This is a genomic window from Sandaracinobacter sp., assembly GCF_041909755.1.
Classification (GTDB): domain Bacteria; phylum Pseudomonadota; class Alphaproteobacteria; order Sphingomonadales; family Sphingomonadaceae; genus Sandaracinobacteroides.
Map to the genome: position 1 here is coordinate 1 of NZ_JAYRCW010000043.1, position 21598 is coordinate 21598.

Annotated in this window: 17 protein-coding genes and 1 pseudogene; 7 read left to right on the plus strand and 11 right to left on the minus strand. The window is 65.2% G+C overall.

The features are described from left to right. The coding region (gene metG, locus ACE3O8_RS07480; RefSeq protein ID WP_374388351.1) for a methionine--tRNA ligase at positions 1-1456 on the plus strand (1456 nt) is incomplete at its 5' end. 7 nt (positions 1457-1463) lie between these two features. Here the strand turns inward: metG and nhaA are convergent. Beyond that, positions 1464-2660, minus strand: coding sequence for a Na+/H+ antiporter NhaA (gene nhaA / locus ACE3O8_RS07485; protein ID WP_374388354.1), 1197 nt, complete (start codon positions 2658-2660; stop codon positions 1464-1466). Positions 2661-2723: 63 nt separating this feature from the next. Between nhaA and ACE3O8_RS07490 the strand changes: the two genes are divergently transcribed. Genes ACE3O8_RS07490 through ACE3O8_RS07500 form a run of 3 tightly spaced genes read left to right on the plus strand, consistent with a single transcriptional unit; the run spans position 2724 to position 4431 of the window. Further along, a complete protein-coding gene (locus ACE3O8_RS07490; RefSeq protein ID WP_374388356.1) occupies positions 2724-3500 on the plus strand; it encodes a TatD family hydrolase in 777 nt (258 codons plus the stop codon). Further along, positions 3500-4270 (plus strand): MBL fold metallo-hydrolase, encoded by a 771-nt coding sequence (locus ACE3O8_RS07495; RefSeq protein ID WP_374388358.1) that lies wholly within the window; start codon positions 3500-3502, stop codon positions 4268-4270. The genes ACE3O8_RS07490 and ACE3O8_RS07495 overlap by 1 nt, the downstream gene beginning before the upstream one ends. After that, on the plus strand, positions 4267-4431 hold the full coding sequence (locus ACE3O8_RS07500) for a hypothetical protein (RefSeq protein WP_374388360.1): 165 nt from the start codon (positions 4267-4269) through the stop codon (positions 4429-4431). Before ACE3O8_RS07495 ends, ACE3O8_RS07500 begins: the two co-directional genes overlap by 4 nt. Before the next feature lie 7 nt (positions 4432-4438). On the opposite strand, the gene putA is transcribed toward ACE3O8_RS07500, so the two are convergent. Next, entirely contained in the window at positions 4439-7579 is a 3141-nt protein-coding gene (gene putA / locus ACE3O8_RS07505; protein WP_374388362.1) for a bifunctional proline dehydrogenase/L-glutamate gamma-semialdehyde dehydrogenase PutA, read from the minus strand. 117 nt (positions 7580-7696) lie between these two features. Continuing rightward, positions 7697-9094, minus strand: a complete 1398-nt coding sequence (locus ACE3O8_RS07510) for an amino acid permease (protein WP_374388364.1) — start codon at positions 9092-9094, stop codon at positions 7697-7699. 47 nt (positions 9095-9141) lie between these two features. Here ACE3O8_RS07510 and ACE3O8_RS07515 point away from each other — a divergent pair, with 47 nt between their 5' ends. Beyond that, a complete protein-coding gene (locus tag ACE3O8_RS07515; protein WP_374388381.1) occupies positions 9142-9627 on the plus strand; it encodes an Lrp/AsnC ligand binding domain-containing protein in 486 nt (161 codons plus the stop codon). Positions 9628-9647: 20 nt separating this feature from the next. On the opposite strand, the gene ACE3O8_RS07520 is transcribed toward ACE3O8_RS07515, so the two are convergent. From ACE3O8_RS07520 to ACE3O8_RS07530, 3 genes are all read right to left on the minus strand, one after another. Beyond that, positions 9648-11240: an amidohydrolase family protein gene (locus ACE3O8_RS07520; RefSeq protein WP_374388383.1), complete on the minus strand. Its 1593-nt coding sequence runs from the start codon at positions 11238-11240 to the stop codon at positions 9648-9650. Between the two features lie 122 nt (positions 11241-11362). Continuing rightward, positions 11363-13006: an amidohydrolase family protein gene (locus ACE3O8_RS07525; protein WP_374388366.1), complete on the minus strand. Its 1644-nt coding sequence runs from the start codon at positions 13004-13006 to the stop codon at positions 11363-11365. Positions 13007-13088: 82 nt separating this feature from the next. Beyond that, the gene (locus ACE3O8_RS07530; protein WP_374388368.1) at positions 13089-15398 is read right to left on the minus strand and encodes a TonB-dependent receptor; all 2310 of its coding nucleotides are present in this window, start codon (positions 15396-15398) and stop codon (positions 13089-13091) included. A 531-nt stretch (positions 15399-15929) separates the two neighbouring features. On the opposite strand from ACE3O8_RS07530, the gene ACE3O8_RS07535 reads away from it, so the two are divergent. Then, on the plus strand, positions 15930-16352 hold the full coding sequence (locus ACE3O8_RS07535) for a nuclear transport factor 2 family protein (RefSeq protein ID WP_374388370.1): 423 nt from the start codon (positions 15930-15932) through the stop codon (positions 16350-16352). Here ACE3O8_RS07535 and ACE3O8_RS07540 read toward each other — a convergent pair. Further along, positions 16349-16777: a DUF1801 domain-containing protein gene (locus ACE3O8_RS07540; RefSeq protein ID WP_374388372.1), complete on the minus strand. Its 429-nt coding sequence runs from the start codon at positions 16775-16777 to the stop codon at positions 16349-16351. The two genes, ACE3O8_RS07535 and ACE3O8_RS07540, sit on opposite strands and share 4 nt — an antisense overlap. A gap of 33 nt (positions 16778-16810) precedes the next feature. Between ACE3O8_RS07540 and mazG the strand changes: the two genes are divergently transcribed. Beyond that, positions 16811-17587: a nucleoside triphosphate pyrophosphohydrolase gene (mazG, locus tag ACE3O8_RS07545; RefSeq protein ID WP_374388374.1), complete on the plus strand. Its 777-nt coding sequence runs from the start codon at positions 16811-16813 to the stop codon at positions 17585-17587. Between the two features lie 11 nt (positions 17588-17598). On the opposite strand, the gene hflX is transcribed toward mazG, so the two are convergent. From hflX to ACE3O8_RS07565, 4 genes and pseudogenes are all read right to left on the minus strand, one after another. Then, on the minus strand, positions 17599-18942 hold the full coding sequence (gene hflX, locus ACE3O8_RS07550) for a GTPase HflX (RefSeq protein ID WP_374388376.1): 1344 nt from the start codon (positions 18940-18942) through the stop codon (positions 17599-17601). Positions 18943-18950: 8 nt separating this feature from the next. Then, a pseudogene (hfq, locus tag ACE3O8_RS07555) lies at positions 18951-19208 on the minus strand (RNA chaperone Hfq); the annotation flags it as partial. A gap of 163 nt (positions 19209-19371) precedes the next feature. Then, complete coding sequence (locus ACE3O8_RS07560; RefSeq protein ID WP_374388378.1) at positions 19372-20766, minus strand: sigma-54-dependent transcriptional regulator; 1395 nt, start codon at positions 20764-20766, stop codon at positions 19372-19374. Further along, positions 20767-21598: PAS domain-containing sensor histidine kinase (locus ACE3O8_RS07565; RefSeq protein ID WP_374388380.1), on the minus strand; the 832-nt coding region annotated here is incomplete at its 5' end.

A 21598-nucleotide genomic window follows, 5' to 3' on the forward strand; every position in this document is an offset into this window, starting at 1 on the left:
GACCGACTGGCTTGCGCGCTTTGCCCGGCTGGACGGGCGCGACACCTATTTCATGACGGGCACCGACGAGCATGGGCTGAAGATCGCCCAGGCCGCGCGCAAGGACGGCGTGGAGCCGCAGCAGTTCGTGGACGGCATGGTGCAGCATTTCATCGCCATGTGCGACAGGCTGAACATCAGCCGCGACCGCTTCATCCGGACGACCGACCCGGATCACAAGGCCGTGGTGCAGGCGCTGTGGCGCAAGCTGGTCGAGGCCGGAGACATTTATCTCGACCGCTACGAGGGGTGGTATTCGGTTCGGGACGAAGCCTATTTCGACGAGGACGAGCTGATCGTGGCCGACGACGGCACGAAGCTGGCGCCGACCGGAACCGAAGTCGCCTGGACGGTGGAGGAAAGCTGGTTCTTCCGCCTCTCCCACTATCAGGATGCGCTGCTGAAGCTGTATGCCGAGCAGCCGGATTTCGTGCAACCATCCAACCGTCTGAACGAGATGCGGGCGTTTGTTGAGAGAGGATTGAAGGATCTTTCGATCAGCCGCACCAGCTTTGACTGGGGCGTGCCGGTGCCGGATTCGCCGGGCCATGTGATGTATGTGTGGCTGGACGCGCTGACCAACTATCTGACGCCTTCTGGTTGGCCGGCGGAGGGCTGGGAAGCGAAATGGCCTGCTGACCTACATGTGATCGGCAAGGACGTGGTGCGCTTCCACGCGATCTATTGGCCGGCCTTCCTGATGTCTGCCGGGCTGCCGCTGCCGCGCGGGATCTTCGGCCATGGCTTCGTGCTGAACCGCGGCGCGAAGATGTCGAAATCGCTGGGCAATATCGTGGAGCCGATGGGCCTGTCGGACACCTTCGGGGTGGATCCGCTGCGCTATTATCTGCTGCGGGCGATCCAGTTCGGGCAGGATGGCGAGTGGAGCCATGAGGCGATCGGACGGCGGATCAACGCCGATCTGGCGAATGATCTGGGGAACCTGGCGCAGCGCACGCTGAGCATGATCGCGAAGAACTGCGGCAATGCCGTGCCGCCGGACGGGCCCGCGACAGAGGCGGACGTAGCGCTGCTGGCCGAGGTTTCGGGGATGCTGGCCGAGGCGCGGGCGGCCCATGCCGCCGTGCGGCCCGACCTGGCGCTGGACGCCATCTGGGCGCGGGTGGGCGCGGTGAACGGCTATCTGAACGAAATGGCCCCCTGGGCGTTGCGCAAGACCGACCCGGCGCGCGCCGACGTGGTGCTGTACCATGCCGCCGAGTGCATCCGCCGCATCGCGCTGCTGGTGCAGCCCGCCATGCCGGACAGCGCCGCGAAGCTGCTGGATCAGCTGGCCGTGGGTGGGGACGGCCGCAGTTTCGGCGCGTTCGACGCCCGTCTGGTGCCGGGCACGGCGCTGCCGCCGCCGCAGGGCGTGTTCCCGCGCTGGGTGGAGCCCGCCGAGGACGAAGGCTGAGCTGCCGCTAGCGGAAGTGCGTCGCGTCTCCGCCGCCGGTGAAGATGTCGGATTCGTCCGCATCGGCTGTCGGCGTGCGGTGGACATAGGCGAGGATCGCGAGCCCGATGCAGGCCGAGATCAGCGAGCCGCCATAGACGCCCATCTTCACCGCCAGTTCCACGCCATTGCCGTGGAAGGCGAGCTTGCCGATGAACAGGCTCATGGTGAAGCCGATGCCGGCGACGCAGCCCATGCCGATGATGGAGGGCAGGCTGCCCGGCCGCTTCGCCTTCAGCAGCGTGCTGCCGATCAGCGTGCCCAGCGTGATGCCGACAGGCTTGCCCAGGATGAGGCCAAGGCCGATCCCGATGCTGACGGGATGGCCGACTGCGGCGGCAAATCCGCTGCCGGCGGCGGCGCCCGCGCTGGCCAGCGCAAAGGCCGGCATCACGCCATAATGCACATAGGGCCGCATGCTGTGTTCCAGATCGATCAGCAGGGATTCGCCCTTGTCGTTGCGCATGGGGATGGCCAGCGCCGCCAGCACGCCGGCAATGGTGGGGTTCACGCCCGACATCTGCATGCACACCCACATGGGCATCGCCAGCAGCATGTACATGCCGTGCCAGTTCTTCTTCCGCCGGGTGAGCAGCAGCATGGGGATATAGAAGGCCGCGACGCCGGCCAGCCAGCCGGTGTGCAGGGAATCGGTGTAGAAGAAGGCGATCACCAGGATGGCGATCAGATCATCCACCACGGCGACGGCCAGCAGGAAGACCTTCATCGGCGCGGGCACGCGGCTGCCCAGCAGCGCGACGACGCCCAGCGCGAAGGCGATATCGGTGGCGGCCGGGATCGCCCAGCCATGTTCGAAGCCGGTGCCGCGGGTGACGAACAGGTAGATGCCGGCCGGCAGCAGCACACCGCCCAGCGCCGCGATCAGCGGCATCAGCGCGGTGGACATGCTGGACAGCGCGCCCTCCATCAGCTCCCGCTTCAGCTCCAGGCCCACATAGAAAAAGAAGATCGCCATCAGCAGGTTCTTCACCCACTCCGTCAGCGTCATCGAGATTTCGAGGCTGCGGAAGCTGACGGTGCCGACGCTCTGCAGGAAATCCGACTGCATCGGCGCCCAGGCGGAATTGGCGATCGTCATGGCGGTGACGGCCGACAGCAGCAGCACGATGCCGGGCCAGGCCTCTGAAGGAATCTTGCGGAGCATCCGACGGTTCTAGCCTGTGGCGCCGAGATTGAAACCCGTTACCGGACAGGCCACATGGGCCGCATGCTGATCGATTCCCACTGCCACCTGAATTATCCGGGCCTTGTCGAGGACGAGGCGGGCGTGATCGCGCGGGCGCAGGGCGCCGGCGTGTCGGCCATGATCTCCATCTCCACGCGGGAGACGGAATGGGCGGATGTGATCGGCGGGGCGGAGCGCAACGCCGGTGTGTTCGCGACCGTGGGCATTCACCCGCACGAGGCGGATCAGCACCCCGACATCGACACGGCGCGGCTCGTGGCTGCCGCCGCGCATCCGAAGGTGGTGGGGATCGGGGAAACCGGCCTCGACTATTTCTATGACAAGTCCGACAGGGAGCGGCAGCGGCGCTCGTTCCTGTCGCACATCGCGGCGGCACGGGAAACACAGCTGGCGCTGGTGGTGCACACGCGCGACGCGGAGGACGACACCATTGACATGCTGACGCGGGAGACGGCGAAGGGCGCTTTCCCGATGGTGATCCACTGCTTCACCGGATCGGCGCGGCTGGCGGCCGCCTGCCTGGAGCTGGGGGCCTATATCTCGCTGTCGGGCATCGTGACGTTCAAGAACGCGCGCGACCTGCAGGACACGGCGAAGACCATCCCGGCCGACCGGTTGCTGATCGAGACGGATTCCCCCTTCCTGGCCCCCGTGCCGATGCGCGGAAAGGTGTGCGAGCCGGCCTATGTGGCGCATACGGCGAAGTTCCTGGCGGACCTGCGCGGCGATCCGGTTGAAGAATTGATGGAAACAACCAGCCGTAACACCATGACTCTTTTTGCAAAGATGAGTTGTTAATGAAACTGACGGTGCTGGGCTGCGGAACCTCCTCAGGGGTGCCGCGCATCGGCAATGACTGGGGGCGTTGCGATCCCGCCAACCCGCGCAACCGGCGCAGGCGGGTGTCCATCCTGGTGGAAGCGGGCGATGTGCGGCTGCTGGTGGATACCGGGCCGGATCTGCGCGAACAGCTGCTGGATGCCGATATCGCCTGGCTGACGGCGGTGTTGTTCACGCACGACCATGCCGATCACAGCCATGGCATCGATGACCTGAGGCCGCTGTTCCATGCCACGGGCACCGAGATCGACTGTTACATGGACGAGGCGACGCGAGCCGGGCTGCGCACCCGCTTCCGCTATGTGTTCGCGGGGCGGCAGGGCTATCCGCCGACGGCGAAGGCGCACCTGATCCGCGACGTGATGCGCTTCGGCCCGATCAGCGTGCGCCCGTTCCGCCAGCATCATGGGCCGATCCATTCCATCGGCTATCGCTTTGAGGCGGATGGCGTTTCTATCGCCTATTCCACCGATGTCAGCGGCTTTCCGGCGGAGAGCCTGCCCCTGCTGGAGGGGCTGGATCTGTGGGTGGTGGACGCCCTGCGGCGCACCCCCCACCCGACCCACAGCCATCTGGAACAGACGCTGGCCTGGATCCGGGAGGCCCGCCCGCGCGAGGCCTGGTTGACACATATGGACCAGAGCATGGACCATGACGAACTGGCAGCCGAGCTGCCGCCGATGGTCAGCCCGGCATGGGACGGCCGCATCTGGGAGGGCGCGCAATGACCTTCGCGATTGTCAGCCTGCTGGCCACGCTGGCCCTGATCCTGGCCCTGAACTGGCGGCGCCTGAACACGCTGGGCTCGGCCAAGGTGGCCCAGATGCTGGGCATCTGGACCGCCATCATTCTCGGGCTGGTGCTGATCCTGAAATATCTGGGCTATTGAGCGCCCGTCAAAGGTTCAGGATGGCGGGATCGCCGCCGGTCGCCGCGATGTTCACCGTCAGCGTCCGTTCCGTGGCATAGCGGATCAGCGCGTGGGGACCGCCCGCCTTGGGGCCGGTGCCGGAAAGTCCCTCGCCGCCGAAGGGCTGAACGCCCACGACCGCCCCCGTCATCGAGCGGTTCACATAGCAGTTGCCCGCCGGCACCAGTGCACGGACGCGCTCCACGAAGCGGTCGGTGCGGCTGTGGATGCCGAGTGTCAGCCCATAGCCGCGCGCGGCGAGGCGGCGGCCGATCTCGTCGAACTCGCCCGCCTTGTAGCGGTAGATGTGGAGGATCGGGCCGAACACTTCGCGTTCCAGGAAATCGGGCGTCGGGATTTCTGCGATGACGGGGCCGAAGAACATGCCCTTCGCCTTCAGGCCGTTCGGATCGATCCGGCCCAGGATCTTCGCTTCGCGCGTCAGCCGGTCAAGATGGGCGTCCAGCGCATCGCGCGCCTCTGCATCGATCACCGGCCCCACATCGGTGCGCGGATCGGCGGGATCGCCCAGCTGCAGCTCGTCCATCGCGCCCAGCAGCGTCTCGATCATCATGTCTGCCGATTCTTCGGGCAGATAGAGGATGCGCAGCGCCGAACAGCGCTGGCCCGCCGAGCCGAAGGCCGACAGCAGCACATCATCCACCACCTGTTCCTTGAGCGCGGAGGTGTCGACGAACATCGCGTTCAGGCCGCCGGTTTCGGCGATGAAGGGCAGGATCGGGCCGTTGCGCGCGGCGATGGAGCGGTTGATGGCCCAGGCGGTTTCGGTGCCGCCGGTGAAGGCGACCCCGTCGACGAGCGGGTGGGAGACGAGCGCGGCCCCCACCGTCGCCCCGTCGCCGGGCAGCAGCGCCAGCAGGCGGGGATCAAGCCCGGCCTTGTGGAAGGCGCGGACGGCTTCCGCCGCGACAAGCGGGGTCTGCTCTGCCGGCTTCGCCAGCACGGCGTTGCCGGCGGCGAGCGCGGCTGCGACCTGCCCGGTGAAGATCGCCAGCGGGAAGTTCCAGGGCGAAATGCAGGCAAATGTGCCGCGCCCGGCCAGCGCCAGCGAATTGCTTTCCCCGACGGGGCCGGGCAGGGCCTTCGCCTCCCCGAACTGACGCTCTGCAAGACGGGCATAATATCGGCAAAAATCAACGGCTTCCCGCACTTCGGCAACACCGTCTGTCAGCGTCTTGCCGCCTTCGCGGGAAAGCAGCGCGACGAGCCGGTCCATGTCGGCTTCGAGCAGGTCTGCCGTGCGGCGCAGGATGGCCGCGCGCGCGGGGCCGCCCGCTTCGTCCCAGGCGGGGAAGGCCGCCTTGGCGAGGGTCGCGGCGCGATCGATGTCGGCGGCGGTCGACGGGTGGACGAGACCGGCCAGAACCGTGGCGTCGGCGGGGCTGGCAACCGGCGCGGAGGGCGCCGTGGTGACGAGCTCGCCGCCGACGATGGGGCCAGCAACGATCGTCGCAAGCGAGGCGGTGGCGGCCGCTGCCCGGTCGCGCGCGGCCTTGATGCTGTAATCCCGGCCCAGCGGGTTCAGCCGGTGCGGGCCATAAAGGTCGGCGGGCGCCGGGATCTTCGGATGCCGCCCGGGCGCCGCTTCGACTGCGGAAATCGGATCCGCCACGACCTGCGAGGCCGGCACCCGTTCATCCAGCAAAGCGTGGACGAAGCTGGAGTTGGCGCCGTTTTCCAGCAGGCGGCGCACCAGATAGGGCAGCAGTTCTTCATGGCTGCCGACGGGCGCATAGGCGCGCACCTTCTGCGCGAGGCCTGCGGCTTCATAGAGCGCCTCGCCCATGCCGTGCAGGCGCTGGCTTTCGATGCGGACGCCGCGCCGGTCAGCCATCTGCCCGACCGCGACCAGCGTATGGGCGTTGTGGGTGGCGAACTGCGGATAGAGATGCGGCGCCGCCAGGATCAGCGCTTCCGCCGCGACCAGATAGTTGAGGTCCGTTGCGGGCTTGGTGGTGAAAACCGGATAATCAGGCCGCCCGTTCATCTGGGCCAGCTTGATTTCCGTATCCCAGTAGGCGCCCTTCACAAGGCGGACCATCAGGCGGCGGCCGCTGGCTTCCGACAGCGCCTTCAGCGCGCCGATCACCTGTACGGCCCGCTTCTGATAGGCCTGCACCACCACGCCGAGGCCAGTCCACCCGCCCAGCGACGGTTCGCGCGACAGGCGCTCCACCAGCTTCAGCGAAAGCACCAGCCGGTCCGCCTCTTCCGCGTCGATCGTGAGGTTCAGATTGTGGCCGGCGGCCGATTCCGCCAGCCGCAGCAGGCGCGGATAGAGCGTATCCCACACGCGCGCTTCCTGCACCGCCTGATAGCGGGGGCAGAGCGCGGAGAGCTTCACGGAAACGCCATGCCCGTCTTCGGGCGGCAGATCGCGGCCACGCGCCTTGCCCACGGCGATGATCGCGTCGGCATAGATGCGCTCATAGCGATCGGCATCCGCCTCGGTGCGGGCGCCTTCGCCCAGCATGTCGAACGAGCAGAGCGTCTTTTCCTTTTCGGCGCGCTTCAGCGCATCGCCGATGGTGCGGCCCATCACGAACTGTTCGCCCATGATGCGCACGGCCGTGCCGACCGCGGTGCGGACGACGGGCTGCCCCAGCTGCCCTGTGATGCGGCGCATCCAGGCGACGGGATCCTTCTTCGCTTCGGGATCGACATCGACGAAGCGCTGGGTGAGCATCAGCCCCCAGGTGGAGGCGTTCACCAGCAGACTGTCCGACTGGCCGAGATGGGCCTCCCAGTCTCCGGCGGAAATCTTTTCCGAAATCAGCAGGCTTTGCGTTTCGGCATCGGGAATGCGCAGCAGGGCTTCCGCCAGGCACATCAGCGCCAGACCTTCCTGTGTGCCCAGCGAGAATTGCTGGAGGAAGCTTTCCACCACGCCCTGCTTCTTGTTCGATTTCCGCGCCTGCTCAACCAGTTGCGTGGCAGAGGCCATAATGGCCTGCCGTTCCCGACGGGACAGCGGCGACGCCGCGAGCAGATCGCGGACGACGCTCGCCTCGTCGGCATATTTGCCGTCGTCCAGCAGATCCCAGGACAGGGCCGAATGTGATGGAGTCGACCCGGAAGGCGCCGACCGGGAAGGGGAAGCAGACATCAAAATCTCCGATACCGAATGATCTCCATATAACGAGGTCGATACAGGAAGTCTTTTGCCATGTTTTTCAGAAACCCGAAGCCTGTTCGGGAAATCTGGATGACTCCGAACAAACCGTCACCGTGCGGGGCTGCGCCGGTGGGCGAACAGCAGATAGAGGGCGAGCCCAATGCCGTTCCACATCAGGAAATAGAGCTGCGTGGTGCCCGGCAGGCTGATGAACAGATAAAGGCAGCCGAGGATCGCGATTCCGCCCACCAGCGGGGCGGCCGGCGTGCGGAACAGGCGGTGCGCATCCGGCGCGCGGCGGCGCATCACCAGCATGCAGATGGCGACGGCGACAAAGGCCGCCAGGGTGCCGGCATTGGCAAGCGCCGCGATCTCCGCCAGCGGGAACAGCCCCGCGATCACGGCGACGATGACCGCCGTGAACAGGGTGATCCGCACTGGCGTGCCGCGCTTCGACACCTTCGCCATGGCGCGCGGCAGCAAGCCGTCGCGCGCCATGACGAAGAAGATGCGGCTTTGACCATAAAAAAAGGCGAGGATCACTGTGGGGAGAGCGATCACCGCCGAGCCGGCGAGATAGGTTGCAGCCCAGGGCTTGTTCAGCTCGCGCAGGATCAGCGCGAGCGGTTCGGGGCTGTTGGCGAATTGCTGGAAGGGAAGGGCGCCCACGGCGACCGCCGCGACTGCCATGTAGATGAGGATGCAGGCGATCATGGAGCCGACGATTCCGCGCGGCAGGTTGCGGCCCGGATCCTTGGTTTCTTCCGCGGCGGTGGCGATCGCGTCGAAGCCATAGAAGGCGAAAAAGATGATCGCGGCCGCCGCCATAACGCCCCGTTCGACGCCGTCTGCCCCCATGGACTTCCCGAAGCCGAAGGGCATGAAGGGGGAGAGATTGGCCGGATCATAGGCGGGCAGGGCGACCGCCACGAACACGATCAGCGCCACGATCTTCACCACGACGAGGATGCCGTTCAGCGTGGCGCTTTCCCTGGTGCCCACCATCAGCAGGCCCGCGACGACACCGATGATCAGGATGGCCGGCAGATTGACGAGACCGCCCAGTTCGGGCGCCTGCATCAGCTCCATCGGAACCCCGAAGGTCGATTGCAGCAGCGGCGCGGCATAGCCGGACCAGCCGACCGCGACGGCGCTGACGACGAGGCTGTATTCCAGGATCAGGCTCCAGCCGATGATCCAGGCGAACAGCTCGCCGATCACCACATAGCTGTAGGTATAGGCGCTGCCGGACGCAGGGATCATCACCGCCATTTCGGCGTAGCACAGCGCGGCGCAGGCGCAGATCAGGCCGGCGATCACGAACGACAGGATCACCGAGGGACCGGCCTTGTCTGCGCCGACGCCGATCAGGGTGAGGATACCCGTGCCCACGATGGCGCCGACGCCCAGCCCGACGAGGTGCGGCCAGCTGAGCGTTGGGGTGAGCCGATGATGTTCATGCACATCATCCACCGATCCGATCGTCTTGCGGCTGTTCCAGCTCATGCGGCTCTCCCCCTGGCCCTGAAAGGGCTTTCCCCGGCGGTCGTTCGATTGTAGACGATCATACCGGAGGATCTTCGATGCTTGATGTGATTGACCGGAATATTCTTCGTACGCTGCAGGCGGACGGACGCATTACCTACCAGGAACTGGCGGCGGCATCCGGCATCTCGCCGTCCGCCTGCTTCGATCGTCTCCGCAAGCTCCGCGAACAGGGCTATGTCAAGGGAATCGTCGCGCTGCTCGATCCGGCGCTGCTGAACCGGTCGCTGCTGGTGTTCATCGAGGTGCTGCTCGACCGGACGACCAACAATGTGTTCGAACAGTTCGCCGACGCCATGAAGCGCATGCCTGAAATCATGGAATGTCATATGGTTGCGGGCGGTTTCGATTATCTTCTGAAAGTTCGCGTGGCCGATATGGCCGCCTATCGCCGCTTCCTCGGGGATTCGCTCACCACCATGCCGGGCGTGCGCGAAACCCGCACCTATGCGGTGCTCGAGGAAGTGAAGTCCGGGACGGCCATTCCGATCTGATCCGTCCCGGCCTGCGGGCATCAGGGTTGGGCTGCCGCCGGCGCATTGGGCACCGGCGCACCCAGCCGTTCCCGCTCGGCCTTCACCATGGCGGCCACCTGCTCCAGTAGCTTGGGCGCATCATAGATGATGCCGTCCTTGATGGTGTAGCGAACGCCGCCGACACGCTCGAGCTTGCCGGTCTTGTCGTCCAGGCGAAGCGCCTTGGTGCCATAGAGCGTCTTCAGGTTCTGCAGCGGGTTCTCGCTGGTGATCACCAGATCCGCCAGCATGCCCGGCCGCACCACACCCATCGGCGCGTTGCCGCCCAGATGCTTGTAGAGATTGTCGGCCCCCCACATCGTGGCCGAACGGACGATCTCCAGCGGCGAGAAGCCGGCTTCGCGCAGCAGCTCCATTTCCTCGACGTAGCCGAAGCCATAGGTCTTGTAGATGAATCCGCTGTCGGTTCCCACCGTCACCCGGCCGCCGATGTTCTTGTAATCGTTCACGATCTGGAAGAAGCGGCCGTAGAATTTCTTCCAGGCGAATTCATTCTCCGTCGACCAGTCGAAGAAGTAGCTGCCATGATTGTCGCGGGAAGACTGGAAGTAGCTCCACAGCTGCGGCGTCGTGTAGGTGGAATGCCATTCCGCGGTGCGCGCGCGCATCAGGTCGCGGGAGGCGGCATAGATGTTGAAGGTGGGGTCGAACGCGACTCCCGTCTTTTTCTGCTCCTCCAGATAATCCTTCCATTCCGGCGTGCCGGGTTCATGAACCTGGTTCCAGATCTCGGCCACCTCGCCGAAGCGGTGCTGCTCGTTGTTGTAATCATAGCCGGGCGGGAAATCCTGGATCGTGCGATCCTTCAGCAGCGATTCCATGTGCCCGTAATAGTGGGTGATGGTGTCCAGCCCGGCGGCAGCGGCCTGCCGCGCGTTGAAATTGGCGACGCCCATCTGCGACAGGTGGGCGGTGGTGCCCATGCGGTTCTTGTGGGCCTCGTCGATCAGCGCGGCGAAGATTTCCGGCGTTTCATTGGGGGCGTTGAAGAATTTGATGCCATCGATCCCGTTCCTGGCGGCCCATTGCACCCAGGCCCGCGCCTTGGCGACGCTGTCCACGGTGCCGCCGGACCAGCCTGAACCGGGCGTCTGATAATTGAAGATGCGCGGGGCGGCGATCTCGTTGCGGGCAGAGCGCGCCTTTTCCGAAACCGCGACATCATTGCCGGCGAGCGGAACGCCGCGAACCGTCGTCACGCCGTGCGCGAGCCACAGCTTGTAGGCATAGGATGCGTCAGGCGCCTTGTCGGGCCCGGGCAGGTGGACGTGCATGTCGGTGAAGCCCGGCATCACATACATGCCGGTGCCGTCGATCTCGTGATCGGCATCCGTCGGTTCACGGCCGGGTTTGGAAGGCAGGCCCGGCCAGCCGGATTGCTTCACCGATGTGATGCGGTTGCCCTCGATCACGATGTCGAAGCGGCTGCGCGGCGGGGCGCCGGTGCCGTCGATCAGGGTGACATTGCGGATCACCAGCTTGCGGAAGGGCCCCATGCTTTCCTCGGCCGTGCGCGCCGGGGCGCCCTTCAGCTGGGCCTGCTGGGCAAGGGCGGGCGCCGCCATCTGCATCGCCACCAGCGCGCCGGCCAGCAGCGCCCCCCGCTTCCAGTTCTTCGTCCGCATGCAATCCCCTTCTCTTTCTTGCGGCAGGCCGGCCGCGACCCGACTGGGAGCCGGCCTGCAATCCCTCGTCAATTCCGCGGAACGCCCTTTTCGGGCCAGCCGCGCTTCACCTTTTCAGCCTGCACCTGCTGGGCCACATCTGCCAGCAGCTTCTTGGCGTCGTATACGATTCCGTCCTTCACCGTGTAGGACACGCCGCCGACCCGTTCCAGCTTCTGTGTCTGTTCGTTCAGACGAAGCGTGCCGGTGCCGTAAAGCGTCTTGAAGTTCTGGAGCGGATTTTCCTTCACGATCACCAGGTCGGCCAGTTTGCCCACGCGCACCTGCCCGATCGGCGGGTCCACCACGCCCTTGGGCTCATAGAGGGTGAGGGCGCCGTTCAGCGTTGCGGCCTGCACCACTTCGTGCGGGTTGAAGCCGGCTTCCTGCAGCATCTCCATTTCCTCGGGGTAGCCGAAGCCATAGGTCTTGAAGATGAAGCCGCTGTCGGTGCCCACCGTCACGCGGCCGCCCATGTTCTTGTAGTCGTTCACCAGCGCCATGAAGTTCCGGTAAAAGTTGCGCCACTGGACTTCGGTGCGCGTGGTCCAGTCAAAGAAGTAGCTGCCGTGATTCACCCGGCTAGACTGGAAGAATTCCCACAGTTGCGGCATCGTGTAATTGTCGTGCCAGTCGGCGTTGCGGGCGCGCATCAGATCCCGGCTTGCGGCATAGATCGTCATGGTCGGATCGAACGTCACGCCATGTTCCAGCTGGGCCTTCAGATAATCCTGCCACTCCACCGTGCCAGGGCCATAGACCTCGTCCCAGATGTCGGCCACTTCCGCGAACCGGTATTGCTCGTCGTTGAAGTTGTACGACGTGCTCCAGGGCTGGATCTTGTAGCGCTTCAGCAGGGATTCCATGTGGCCATAGAAGTGCGTCACCGTGCCCAGCCCGGCATCGCCGGCCTGACGCGCGTTCATCCGCGCAACCCCGATCTGGGACAGGTGGGCCGTGGTGCCCAGCTTCTGCTTCTTCGCTTCGTCCACCGCGGCCTTGAAGGCTTCGGGCCCCTGGTCCGCGCCGATGCCGAACTTGATGCAATCGATCCCGGCCTTGGCCGCCCATTGCACCCAGGCCCGGCTGCCGTCCGCCGTGTGGGTCGGCTTCTTCGCCCACCCATTGCCTTCGCCCACCCGGGCGCAGGTGAAGATGCGCGGAGCCACGATCTCGTTCGCGGCGGAGCGGCGCTGTTCGGACAGTGAAATGTCCATCGGCGCAAGCCCGACGCCGCGAACCGTGGTCACGCCATGGGCCAGCCACAGCTTGTAGGAATAGCCCATGTCCGGGGCCTTGTCGTCGCCGGAGGCATGGACATGCATGTCGATGAAGCCCGGCATCACATACATGCCGGTTGCGTCCAGCTCATAGTCGAAGGTCCGGGGCTCCCGGTCTGGCTTCATCGGCAGGCCCGGCGTGCCCGCCTGCCGGATTTCCACGATCCGGTTGCGTTCCACGATGATGTCGACGGGGCCGCGCGGTGGCGCACCGGAGCCGTCGATCAGGGTGGCGCCGCGGATGACCATCCGGTTGAAGGGGCCAGCGCCCTCGCCCTGCTGGCGGGGCGGGGCAGGGACGTTGGTGGCCGCCATGACCGGCGCGATGGCTGCTGCGGCAACAAGGGAAGCCGCGCACAGCAGCTTTGCGGACAGATGTTTCGTCGGGCGCATCTCGTTCACCTTTCAAGGAAATCCAGCCTGGGAACCTGCCCGCCCCAAGCGACGGGCAGGTCCGGCAGGGGAGGGGCCGGTGCTAGAAGCGCCGGCCGAGGCTGAGGCCGATGGTGCGGGGCGGCGTGCTGTAAACCGTGGTGAGACCGCCCGTGTTCGAGCTGGATCCGATGCTGTTGATCGCCAGCACATCGAACACATTGTTCACGAACAGCGCGGCATTCCATTCATTGTCAGCACCTTGCAGGCCGATCCTGAAATTCACCATCTGATAGGCCGGGCTTTCCCGGCGATAGATGTCGGTTTCGGACAGCGTCGAATAGCTGTTCCCGACATGGGCGAAATCGATCCGGGAGAGCAGGTCGATCGTGTCGCCCACGGACTTCAGATATTCAAGCGAGGCGCCCGCCGTCCAGCGCGGCACGGCGACAAGACGGTCGCCCTTCCGGCCCGAGGCCACGACGATGGTGCTGACCTGATCTTCGGCAAGCCGCGCATCTGTGAAGCCCAGATTCCCGTTGAACGACAGTTCCGGCGTGATCCGGACGGACAGTTCGGCTTCGGCGCCCCAGATCCGGGCGGAGCCGACGTTGGAGATCAGGCCGAACACCGATCCGGTTCCCGCCGTCCGGGCCGACACCTGCATGTCGTTCCAGTCGATCCGGTAGCCGGCGAGATTGAAATAGACGCCGGGCGCCAGCGTCGTCTTGGCGCCGAGTTCATAGTTCCACAGGCTGTCGGAGCTGTAGCCGGCGAGCTCGGCGGGCAGGCCGATCACCTGGTTCACGCCGCCGGGCCGGAAGCCCTGCGCGGCCTGTGCATAGAGCATCAGCCCGTCCTTCGCCTCCCACGAGACGTTGAACTTGTAGATGAAGCCGTCTTCCTTGCTCGTCACCTCGGTGTAGGGCGTCACACGGGAGCTGTAGTGGATCTGCCCGACGTCGATCCGGCCGCCCACCGTCTTCTTGAAGTTGTAGTATCGGGTGCCCGCCGTGAGGGTGAGCTGGTCGAACAGCTTGTAGCTGATTTCGGCAAACACCGCCGTTTGGCGCAGATAGTCGTTGATCGTGCGGTCATAGCGGATGTTGTAGGGATCGTTCGGATCCAGCAGCCAGCCCGTCTGCGGATCGGCCAGCAGAAGGGTGGAGCGGACGACCGTGTCGCGCTTTTCATGGAAGGCGCCGACGGTCCACTGGAAGGGGCCGTCCGTCGTCGAGTTGAAGCGCAGTTCGCTGACCCAGTTCTTCACCGTCTGCGGTTGCCACAGGCTGGAGGTCTGGATTTCGCGCGTGGCCGTCAGATAGCTGGAAAGCTCCGTCGGCGTGCAGGCCCTGGCGTTCAGCAGCAGATAGCGCTGGCATCCGGCAGCCGTGTCGCGGCCGTTGAAGGTGTCAGAGACGTCACCCACAGCGGTGCGATCCCGATCGAACCAGGCGGTCATGGCCGTCATCGAAACCGGGCCGAAATCATATTTCAGCGTGCCCGAGTAGATCCGGTTGGTGTCATAGTTGCCGGATTCCGACCGGCCGTTGGTGACATAAAGCTCGCCCACTTCCTGGATCCAGCGCGGGCTGTCCGTCGCCACCTTTTCGTAGAAGGCGGCGAGATCGATCGTCAGATCCTCGATCGGCTCCCAGCGGAGCAGGGCGCGCCCGCCATAGCTGTGGCCGTCGTTGATGTTGCGATAGCCATAGTGGCTGTTGTCCACATAGCCGGCGAACTGGTTGAAATTGCCCACAAGCCGGATCGCGAGCTTGTCGGTGACGATCGGCAGGTTCACCATCGAATCGACCGACATGCCGGGATTGCCGCCCTTCACGCTGCTCATGCTGGCGCTGACGGCGGCGTCGATTCCGGTGGCGTCCGGCTTCTGGAAGATGATGCGCATCGTGCCGCCCATCGAGCCGGAGCCGAACAGCGTGCCCTGCGGTCCGCGCAGCACTTCCGCCCGCTCCACGTCGAACAGGCGGAAGTCCGGCGTGGTGCCGGCCGAATCCGATGTCGTCGAAACCGAGCCCGAAACAGGCACTTCGTCGTAATAGACGCCGACGGTCGGTTCACCGGAGGACTGGATGCCCCGGATCAGGACGCGGCGGTTGCCGGGGCCGGAATCAACGATGCGAAGGGAAGGGGCCGTGCGGGTGAGTTCGGTGAAACTGGTGGTGCCGCTGCGTTCCAGCGTGACGCCGGTGGCGACCGAAATGGCGATCGGCGTATCCTGGAGGTTCGTGTCGCGGCGAAGCGCCGACACGATGATTTCCTCTTCGGGCGCGACGGCAGTGTCAGCCTGGGCAAAGGCCGCGGGCGAAACGGCCCCGGCGGCCAGCGCAGTTCCCGTCAGAAACGCGACGCGGTGAATATGGCACAGTTTGCGTTGAAACCCCCATTGCATCGTAGAATCTCCTGACCCTTATGTTGAGTTTGGCAGGATGTTCTGTTCTTTCCTGCATCCGACGCGGTTTCTGCGGATGCAATAGTCTAGTCATGAAACCGGACGAATTTGGTTCGGAAGTTTTACGGATATGCAGAAAGTCATCCTGCGTATGCACCAAATGCGAGAATTCATCCGGAATTCAGGGCAGTTTATCCAATCTGATTGGTTGAGAATTGGCGGGACATGTCGTCGCAGGCGGGTTGGCTGAGGATGGCCGCGAATCGGCCGGGCTTTGCGGCGGCGAATGATTTCAACCGGATGCCGGCGAGCGCGCGGTTTGGCGGGATTGGGGTGGGGGCGGTATTCGGGCGTGTTGGCGCACAAATGGGTGCTGGTGCTGTCCTGCGGCCTTGCGGAGGGACGCCGTCCTATCCGAAAGAAAGCAACTTGGACTTAACATAATATAGATTATCGGACTTGCTATGGGGCGGGAATGACCCTCCTCTTTGCCAGTCCCCCGGGGCGCGTCATTCGGCTAAGTCTGCCCACATGGGAGACACATCGCACAGCCGCGCGTGCCTGGATCGCTGGCACGACTATATCCTGAAATCGCATGACAAGCAGGCCCTGTGGGACATGCTGCATCCGGACGTGGTGTTTGAAAGCCCGGTTGTTCACACGGCCCAGCGCGGGCGGGACATCACCTTCAAATATCTGGCGAGCGCCGACAAGGTGCTGGGCAGCGAAGGTTTCCGCTATGTGGGTGAATGGCTGAACGACAGCGGCGCGATCCTGGAATTCACCAACACGCTGGACGGCATCGAGGTGAACGGGATCGACATGATCCGTTTTGATGCAGACGGAAAAATCATCCATTTCAAAGTGATGGTCAGGCCTTTGAAGGCGGTGAACCATGTGCACCAGCTGATGAAGGCCCAACTTGAAGCCATGATGGCGTCAAAGGCCTCCTAAGACGGCTCGACCGGCCAACGCTGTGAAACGGACTGCACGCCCCGGGTTATGATCTCGGCCAGCACGCCTTCGTCCGCGTCGGACAGGCGCTTCAGATACAGGCAGGCCTTCCCCCTTCGGTGGCGGCCCAGCCGTCCGAGCAGATCTGCAATTTCCGCCTGATCGGACAGGACATACAGCACCAGATCGGCCTTGCGGGGCGAAAAGCCGGTTGCGCACATCACGCCGGAATGCCCGCTTTCATAGGTATAGCTGTAGCGCCCGTAACCGATGATCGATGGCCCCCACATGCGGGGCTGCCACCCGGTCACCCTGCGGAACAGCGCGTCCAGCGCCCTCCCCTCCGCCCGGCGGGTGTCTGAGTCCAGGCCATCCAGATAGGCATCGACGGAGATTTCCGTTGGCTTCGTCTTCGCTTCTGGCATGAAGGCCTCCCGTTCGATCGCCAGCAGGATGCCATGACAGGAACCGACAGGGAACAGGCGCTCGAAGCCTTTGGCCGCCTCGCCGACATCATGGACCGGCTGCGCGACCCCGGAGGCTGCGAATGGGATCGGGCGCAGACTTTCCAGACCATTGCCCCCTACACCCTTGAAGAAGCCCATGAAGTGGCCGACGCCATCGCGCGGGGCGACATGGTCGACCTGTGCGAGGAACTGGGCGACCTGCTGCTGCAGGTGGTGTTCCACGCCCGGATGGCGGCCGAATCCGGGCATTTCACGCTCGCCGATGTGGCGAATGCGATCTGCGCGAAGATGGAGCGGCGGCATCCGCACATTTTCGGCCCCGATGCCGGCCCGGCAAGCGCGGCGGATGTCCGCGCGACATGGGAAGAGATCAAGGCCGCGGAAAAGCCGCGCCAGTCGGTACTGGACGGGATTGCGCTCGCCCTCCCCGCGCTGACGCGCGCCGAAAAGCTCGCGAGCCGGGCGGCCCGCAAGGGGTTTGACTGGCCCGATGCATCCGGCCCGCTGGCGAAGATCCACGAGGAACTGGACGAAGTGGCTGCCGCCGAAACCGACGAGGAGCGGGCTGAGGAAGCCGGCGATCTGCTGTTCGCGGCCGCCAACTATGCCCGCAAGCTGGGGATAGACCCGGAAGAGGCTCTGCGGCAGGCCAACCGGAAGTTCGAACAAAGATTCAGGAAAATCGAGCAGGTTGCTGGATTCGAAACTCTTTCACTGGATGAGCAGGAGCAGTTGTGGCAATCGGCCAAAGGCGCCCTGCCCGGCTGAACAGGCCCGCCTCACAGCGCCCGGAAGCGGCGCTCGTCGTCCGGGGTCAGCCGCACCTGCACGCGGATCTGTCCGCCCTCATCCTGCTGGCTGATCACCTCGCCATGGGCATGCAGCCAGGCCAGCCGCTTGCCGTCTGATGGGTGCAGGCGGATGTCGTGAAGCTCTCCGGGGCCCTGCAGCCGCTGCGCCAGCAGGGCCTTCAGTTCAGGGATGCCCTCCCCCGTCAACGCCGACACAAGGATCACGTCCGGATCGCGGGAGGCGCGCTCGATGGCGGCGGCATGGGTTTCCGGGTCCAGCTTGTCCGCCTTGTTCAGCGCCTCGATCAGGGGGACGCGCCCCTCCCCTTCCAGCACGCCCAGCGACGCCAGGATTCCGCGCACATCGGCTGCCTGCGCATCTGTATCCGGGTGGGACAGGTCGCGCACATGCACCAGCAGATCCGCCTCGATCACTTCTTCCAGCGTGGCGCGGAACGCCGCGACCAGTTCGGTCGGCAGGTCCGAGATGAAGCCGACGGTGTCCGACAGGATGACCTTGGTGCCGCCCGGCGAAGCGCCCGGCAGGTGGATGGCGCGCATCGTGGGATCCAGCGTTGCGAACAACAGGTCCTTCGCCATCACCTCGGCACCAGTCAGGCGATTGAAAAGCGTGGATTTTCCGGCATTCGTATAGCCGACAAGCGCGATGATCGGATTGGGCGCGCGCTGCCGCCGCGCCCGGTGCAGGGTGCGCGTGCGACGAACCGCCTCCAGCTCCTTTTTCAGCTTGGCGATCCGGTCCCGCAGCAGCCGCCTGTCGGTTTCGATCTGGGTTTCGCCGGGCCCGCCCAGGAAGCCGAAGCCGCCGCGCTGCCGTTCCAGGTGGGTCCAGCTGCGCACCAGCCGCCCGGCCTGATATTCCAGATGCGCCAGCTCCACCTGAAGCCGGCCTTCCGCCGTCGCCGCGCGTTCGCCGAAAATTTCCAGGATCAGGCCGGTGCGGTCGATCACCTTGGCCTTCAGCTCTTTTTCCAGGTTTTTCTGCTGGATGGGGGTGATCGCGGCATCCATGATCACCACTTCCGCCTCATGCGCCTGAACCGCGGCGGCAAGGCGTTCCAGCTGCCCCTTTCCCAGCAGGGTCGCGGGCGACATGGTGCGCAGGCGCACAAGTTCGCGGTCGCGCACATCCAGGCGGATGGCGGCTGCCAGGCCTTCGATTTCCTCGAGCTTTGCTTCCGGGGAGCGGGCATCGGGGCCGGGTTTCCCCGGCAGCACGGGATGCACCACGATCGCCGGGGCGCCGAAACTGGTCCCCAGCGACTGGTCAAAACCACGCCGATCCAGTGCCGGCGCGTCAATCTGTTCCATCAATCCTCGTCGTCCGCCTTCTCAGGATCGAACAACTGCACCGGGGCTGCCGGCATCACGGTGGAAATCGCATGCTTGTAGACAAGCTGCGAATGGCCATCGCGCCTGAGCAGAACCGAGAAGTTGTCGAACCAGGTGATGACCCCTTGCAGCTTCACGCCATTCACCAGGAACATCGTCACCGGAATCTTCTGCTTGCGAACCGCATTCAGGAACACGTCCTGCAGGTTGTTCGCCTTGTCGTTCGCCTTCGCCTTCTCGGCCATTTCAGACTGCCTTCTTGAACTCTTGGCGGGCAGTGGCGCCCGCACCCGCTCCGTTGCCCGGGGTCGGCCGGCAGGCGCAGGCCTGCCTGCGGGAACATGTATGACGAGAGGTGCCGTCGCACAACCCGGAGTTGAAGGAGGCCCTCGAATTAACCCCGTCCGATCAGGCGCCTTCCGGTTCGTCTCGGTCGGTTTCCGCGATGCCCAGCGCCTTCAGCTTGCGGTGAAGGGCCGAACGCTCCATGCCGATGAAGGCCGCCGTGCGGCTGATGTTCCCTGAAAAGCGCCGGATCTGCACCTTCAGATACTCGCGCTCGAACGCCTCGCGCGCCTCCCGCAGCGGCGTGCCCATGATCGACCGCGCCGCCTGGTCGGGCAGCAGCCGGGCCGGTTCCGCCGTCAGTTCCGGCGGAAGATGCTCCAGATCGATGCGGTCCGTGCTGTTGGCGGGCGCCAGGATCAGCGTGCGCTCCACGATGTTCCGCAACTGGCGGACATTGCCCGGCCAGCCAAAGGCCTGCAGCGCGGCAATCGCATCCGGCGTGATCGCTGGCGTCTTCACGCGCCGCTCCGCCGCCAGCCGCGCGAGGAAATATTCCGCGAGGTGCGGAATATCCTCCCGCCGATCGGCCAGCGCCGGTAGGCGGACGGGCACGACATTCAGCCGGTAATAGAGATCCTCGCGGAAGCGGCCGGCGGCGATTTCGCCGGAAAGATCGCGCGCGGTCGCAGACACCACGCGCACATCCACCTTGATCGCACGGGTGCCGCCCACGCGCTGAAAGCTCTGGTCCGTCAGCACGCGCAGGATCTTCGCCTGCGTCGTCAGCGGCATGTCGGACACCTCGTCTATGAACAGGGTGCCGCCGTCGGCCACTTCCAGCAGGCCGGGGCGCACCAGCTCCCCGCCCTGCTCTTCCCCGAACAGTTCCTCCTCCACCCGGTCCGGCTCCATCCGGGCGGCGGCGACCACCACGAAGGGCCGGTCCGCCCGGCTTGACCAGCTGTGCAGCAGCCGTGCGGCGACTTCCTTGCCCGATCCGGCGGGCCCCTGGATCAGCACCCGGCTGCCTGTCGCCCCCACGCGCTTGATCGTGGCGCGAACGGCATTGATCTGCTGGCTTGACCCAGTCAGTTCATTCTCGATCCCGGCAAGCGAGCGCAGCTCGTCCACTTCGCGCCGCAGCCGCTCCGTCTCTGTCGCGCGGGCGACTGCCATCAGAAGCTGATCCGCCTGGAACGGCTTTTCGATGAAATCCCAGGCTCCGCGCTTGATCGCGGCCACAGCGGTATCCAGGTTGCCATGGCCGGAAATGATCAGCACGGGCAGACCCGGATCCTTCGCCTTCACGGCATCCAGCAGCTCCAGCCCGTCCATGCGGGAGCCTTGCAGCCAGATGTCCAGGATCAGCAGCGCCGGGCGTCGTTCCGCCAGCGCGGCAAGTGCCGCGTCGCTGTCGGCGGCGGTTCGCGGGCGATAGCCCTCGTCCTCCAGAACGCCTGCCATCAGGCTGCGGATATCGGCTTCGTCATCGACGACGAGAATGTCGAGCGGCATCTAGCTGGTCACCTGTTCGGGGTCTGACGTTGCGGTGTCGGGCGGCGGAAGCAATCCGTGGTTGGCGGCAAGATCGAACTCCATCCGGGCGACGGCCCCGGCGGGTTCCCGGTCCGCCAGGTCAAGCCTGCCATGATGATCCTCCACGATCCGCTTCACGATGGCGAGGCCCAGCCCCGTGCCGCGCGGGCGGGTCGTCACGTAGGGCTCGAACAGGCGCGCGCGCAGTTCGGGCGGAACGCCGCAGCCATCGTCCGCGACCTCCACCACAAGCGCATCGCCCCGCCGTTCGATCGACATCCAGATGGAGCCAGTGGCGCCATCTCCTTTTGAAGCAATGGCTTCCGAGGCATTTTTCAGAATATTCGTGAATGCCTGCCCCAGTTGCCGCCGGTCGCACACGAACAGCGGCAGATCCTCGTCGGCATGGAAGGCGAAGCGGACCTGCGGCGTCGCCACTTCGGCCAGGAACATCGACTGCCGCGCGATTTCCGCCAGATTCTCCAGCCGGAAGGTCGGCGTCGGCATCCGCGCGAAGGCGGAAAATTCGTCCACCATCCGGCGCAGGTCGCCCACCTGCCGCACGATGGTGTCGGTCAGTTCATCAAAGGTTTCCCGCCCGTCGCCCACGGCCGGCCCGAAGCGGCGTTTCAGCCGCTCGGCCGACAGCACGATCGGCGTCAGCGGGTTCTTGATCTCGTGCGCGATCCGCCGCGCGACGTCGGACCAGGCCGCCCGGCGCTGGTCCGACAGCTGCTGCGAAATGTCGTCGAAGGTCAGGATATAGTTGCTGCGGCCCTGCCCGGCGTCGGCTGTCAACCGCACCGCCAGA

What these genes read in the sequence shown, in the direction of transcription:
- nhaA (WP_374388354.1), bottom strand. Translation starts at nt 2,660, where the DNA reads ATGCTCCGCAAGATTCCTTCAGAGGCCTGGCCCGGCATCGTGCTGCTG.
- ACE3O8_RS07490 (WP_374388356.1), top strand. Translation starts at nt 2,724, where the DNA reads ATGCTGATCGATTCCCACTGCCACCTGAATTATCCGGGCCTTGTCGAG.
- ACE3O8_RS07495 (WP_374388358.1), top strand. Translation starts at nt 3,500, where the DNA reads ATGAAACTGACGGTGCTGGGCTGCGGAACCTCCTCAGGGGTGCCGCGC.
- ACE3O8_RS07500 (WP_374388360.1), top strand. Translation starts at nt 4,267, where the DNA reads ATGACCTTCGCGATTGTCAGCCTGCTGGCCACGCTGGCCCTGATCCTG.
- putA (WP_374388362.1), bottom strand. Translation starts at nt 7,579, where the DNA reads ATGTCTGCTTCCCCTTCCCGGTCGGCGCCTTCCGGGTCGACTCCATCA.
- ACE3O8_RS07510 (WP_374388364.1), bottom strand. Translation starts at nt 9,094, where the DNA reads ATGAGCTGGAACAGCCGCAAGACGATCGGATCGGTGGATGATGTGCAT.
- ACE3O8_RS07520 (WP_374388383.1), bottom strand. Translation starts at nt 11,240, where the DNA reads ATGCAGATGGCGGCGCCCGCCCTTGCCCAGCAGGCCCAGCTGAAGGGC.
- ACE3O8_RS07525 (WP_374388366.1), bottom strand. Translation starts at nt 13,006, where the DNA reads ATGCGCCCGACGAAACATCTGTCCGCAAAGCTGCTGTGCGCGGCTTCC.
- ACE3O8_RS07530 (WP_374388368.1), bottom strand. Translation starts at nt 15,398, where the DNA reads ATGCAATGGGGGTTTCAACGCAAACTGTGCCATATTCACCGCGTCGCG.
- ACE3O8_RS07535 (WP_374388370.1), top strand. Translation starts at nt 15,930, where the DNA reads ATGGGAGACACATCGCACAGCCGCGCGTGCCTGGATCGCTGGCACGAC.
- ACE3O8_RS07540 (WP_374388372.1), bottom strand. Translation starts at nt 16,777, where the DNA reads ATGCCAGAAGCGAAGACGAAGCCAACGGAAATCTCCGTCGATGCCTAT.
- mazG (WP_374388374.1), top strand. Translation starts at nt 16,811, where the DNA reads ATGACAGGAACCGACAGGGAACAGGCGCTCGAAGCCTTTGGCCGCCTC.
- hflX (WP_374388376.1), bottom strand. Translation starts at nt 18,942, where the DNA reads ATGGAACAGATTGACGCGCCGGCACTGGATCGGCGTGGTTTTGACCAG.
- ACE3O8_RS07560 (WP_374388378.1), bottom strand. Translation starts at nt 20,766, where the DNA reads ATGCCGCTCGACATTCTCGTCGTCGATGACGAAGCCGATATCCGCAGC.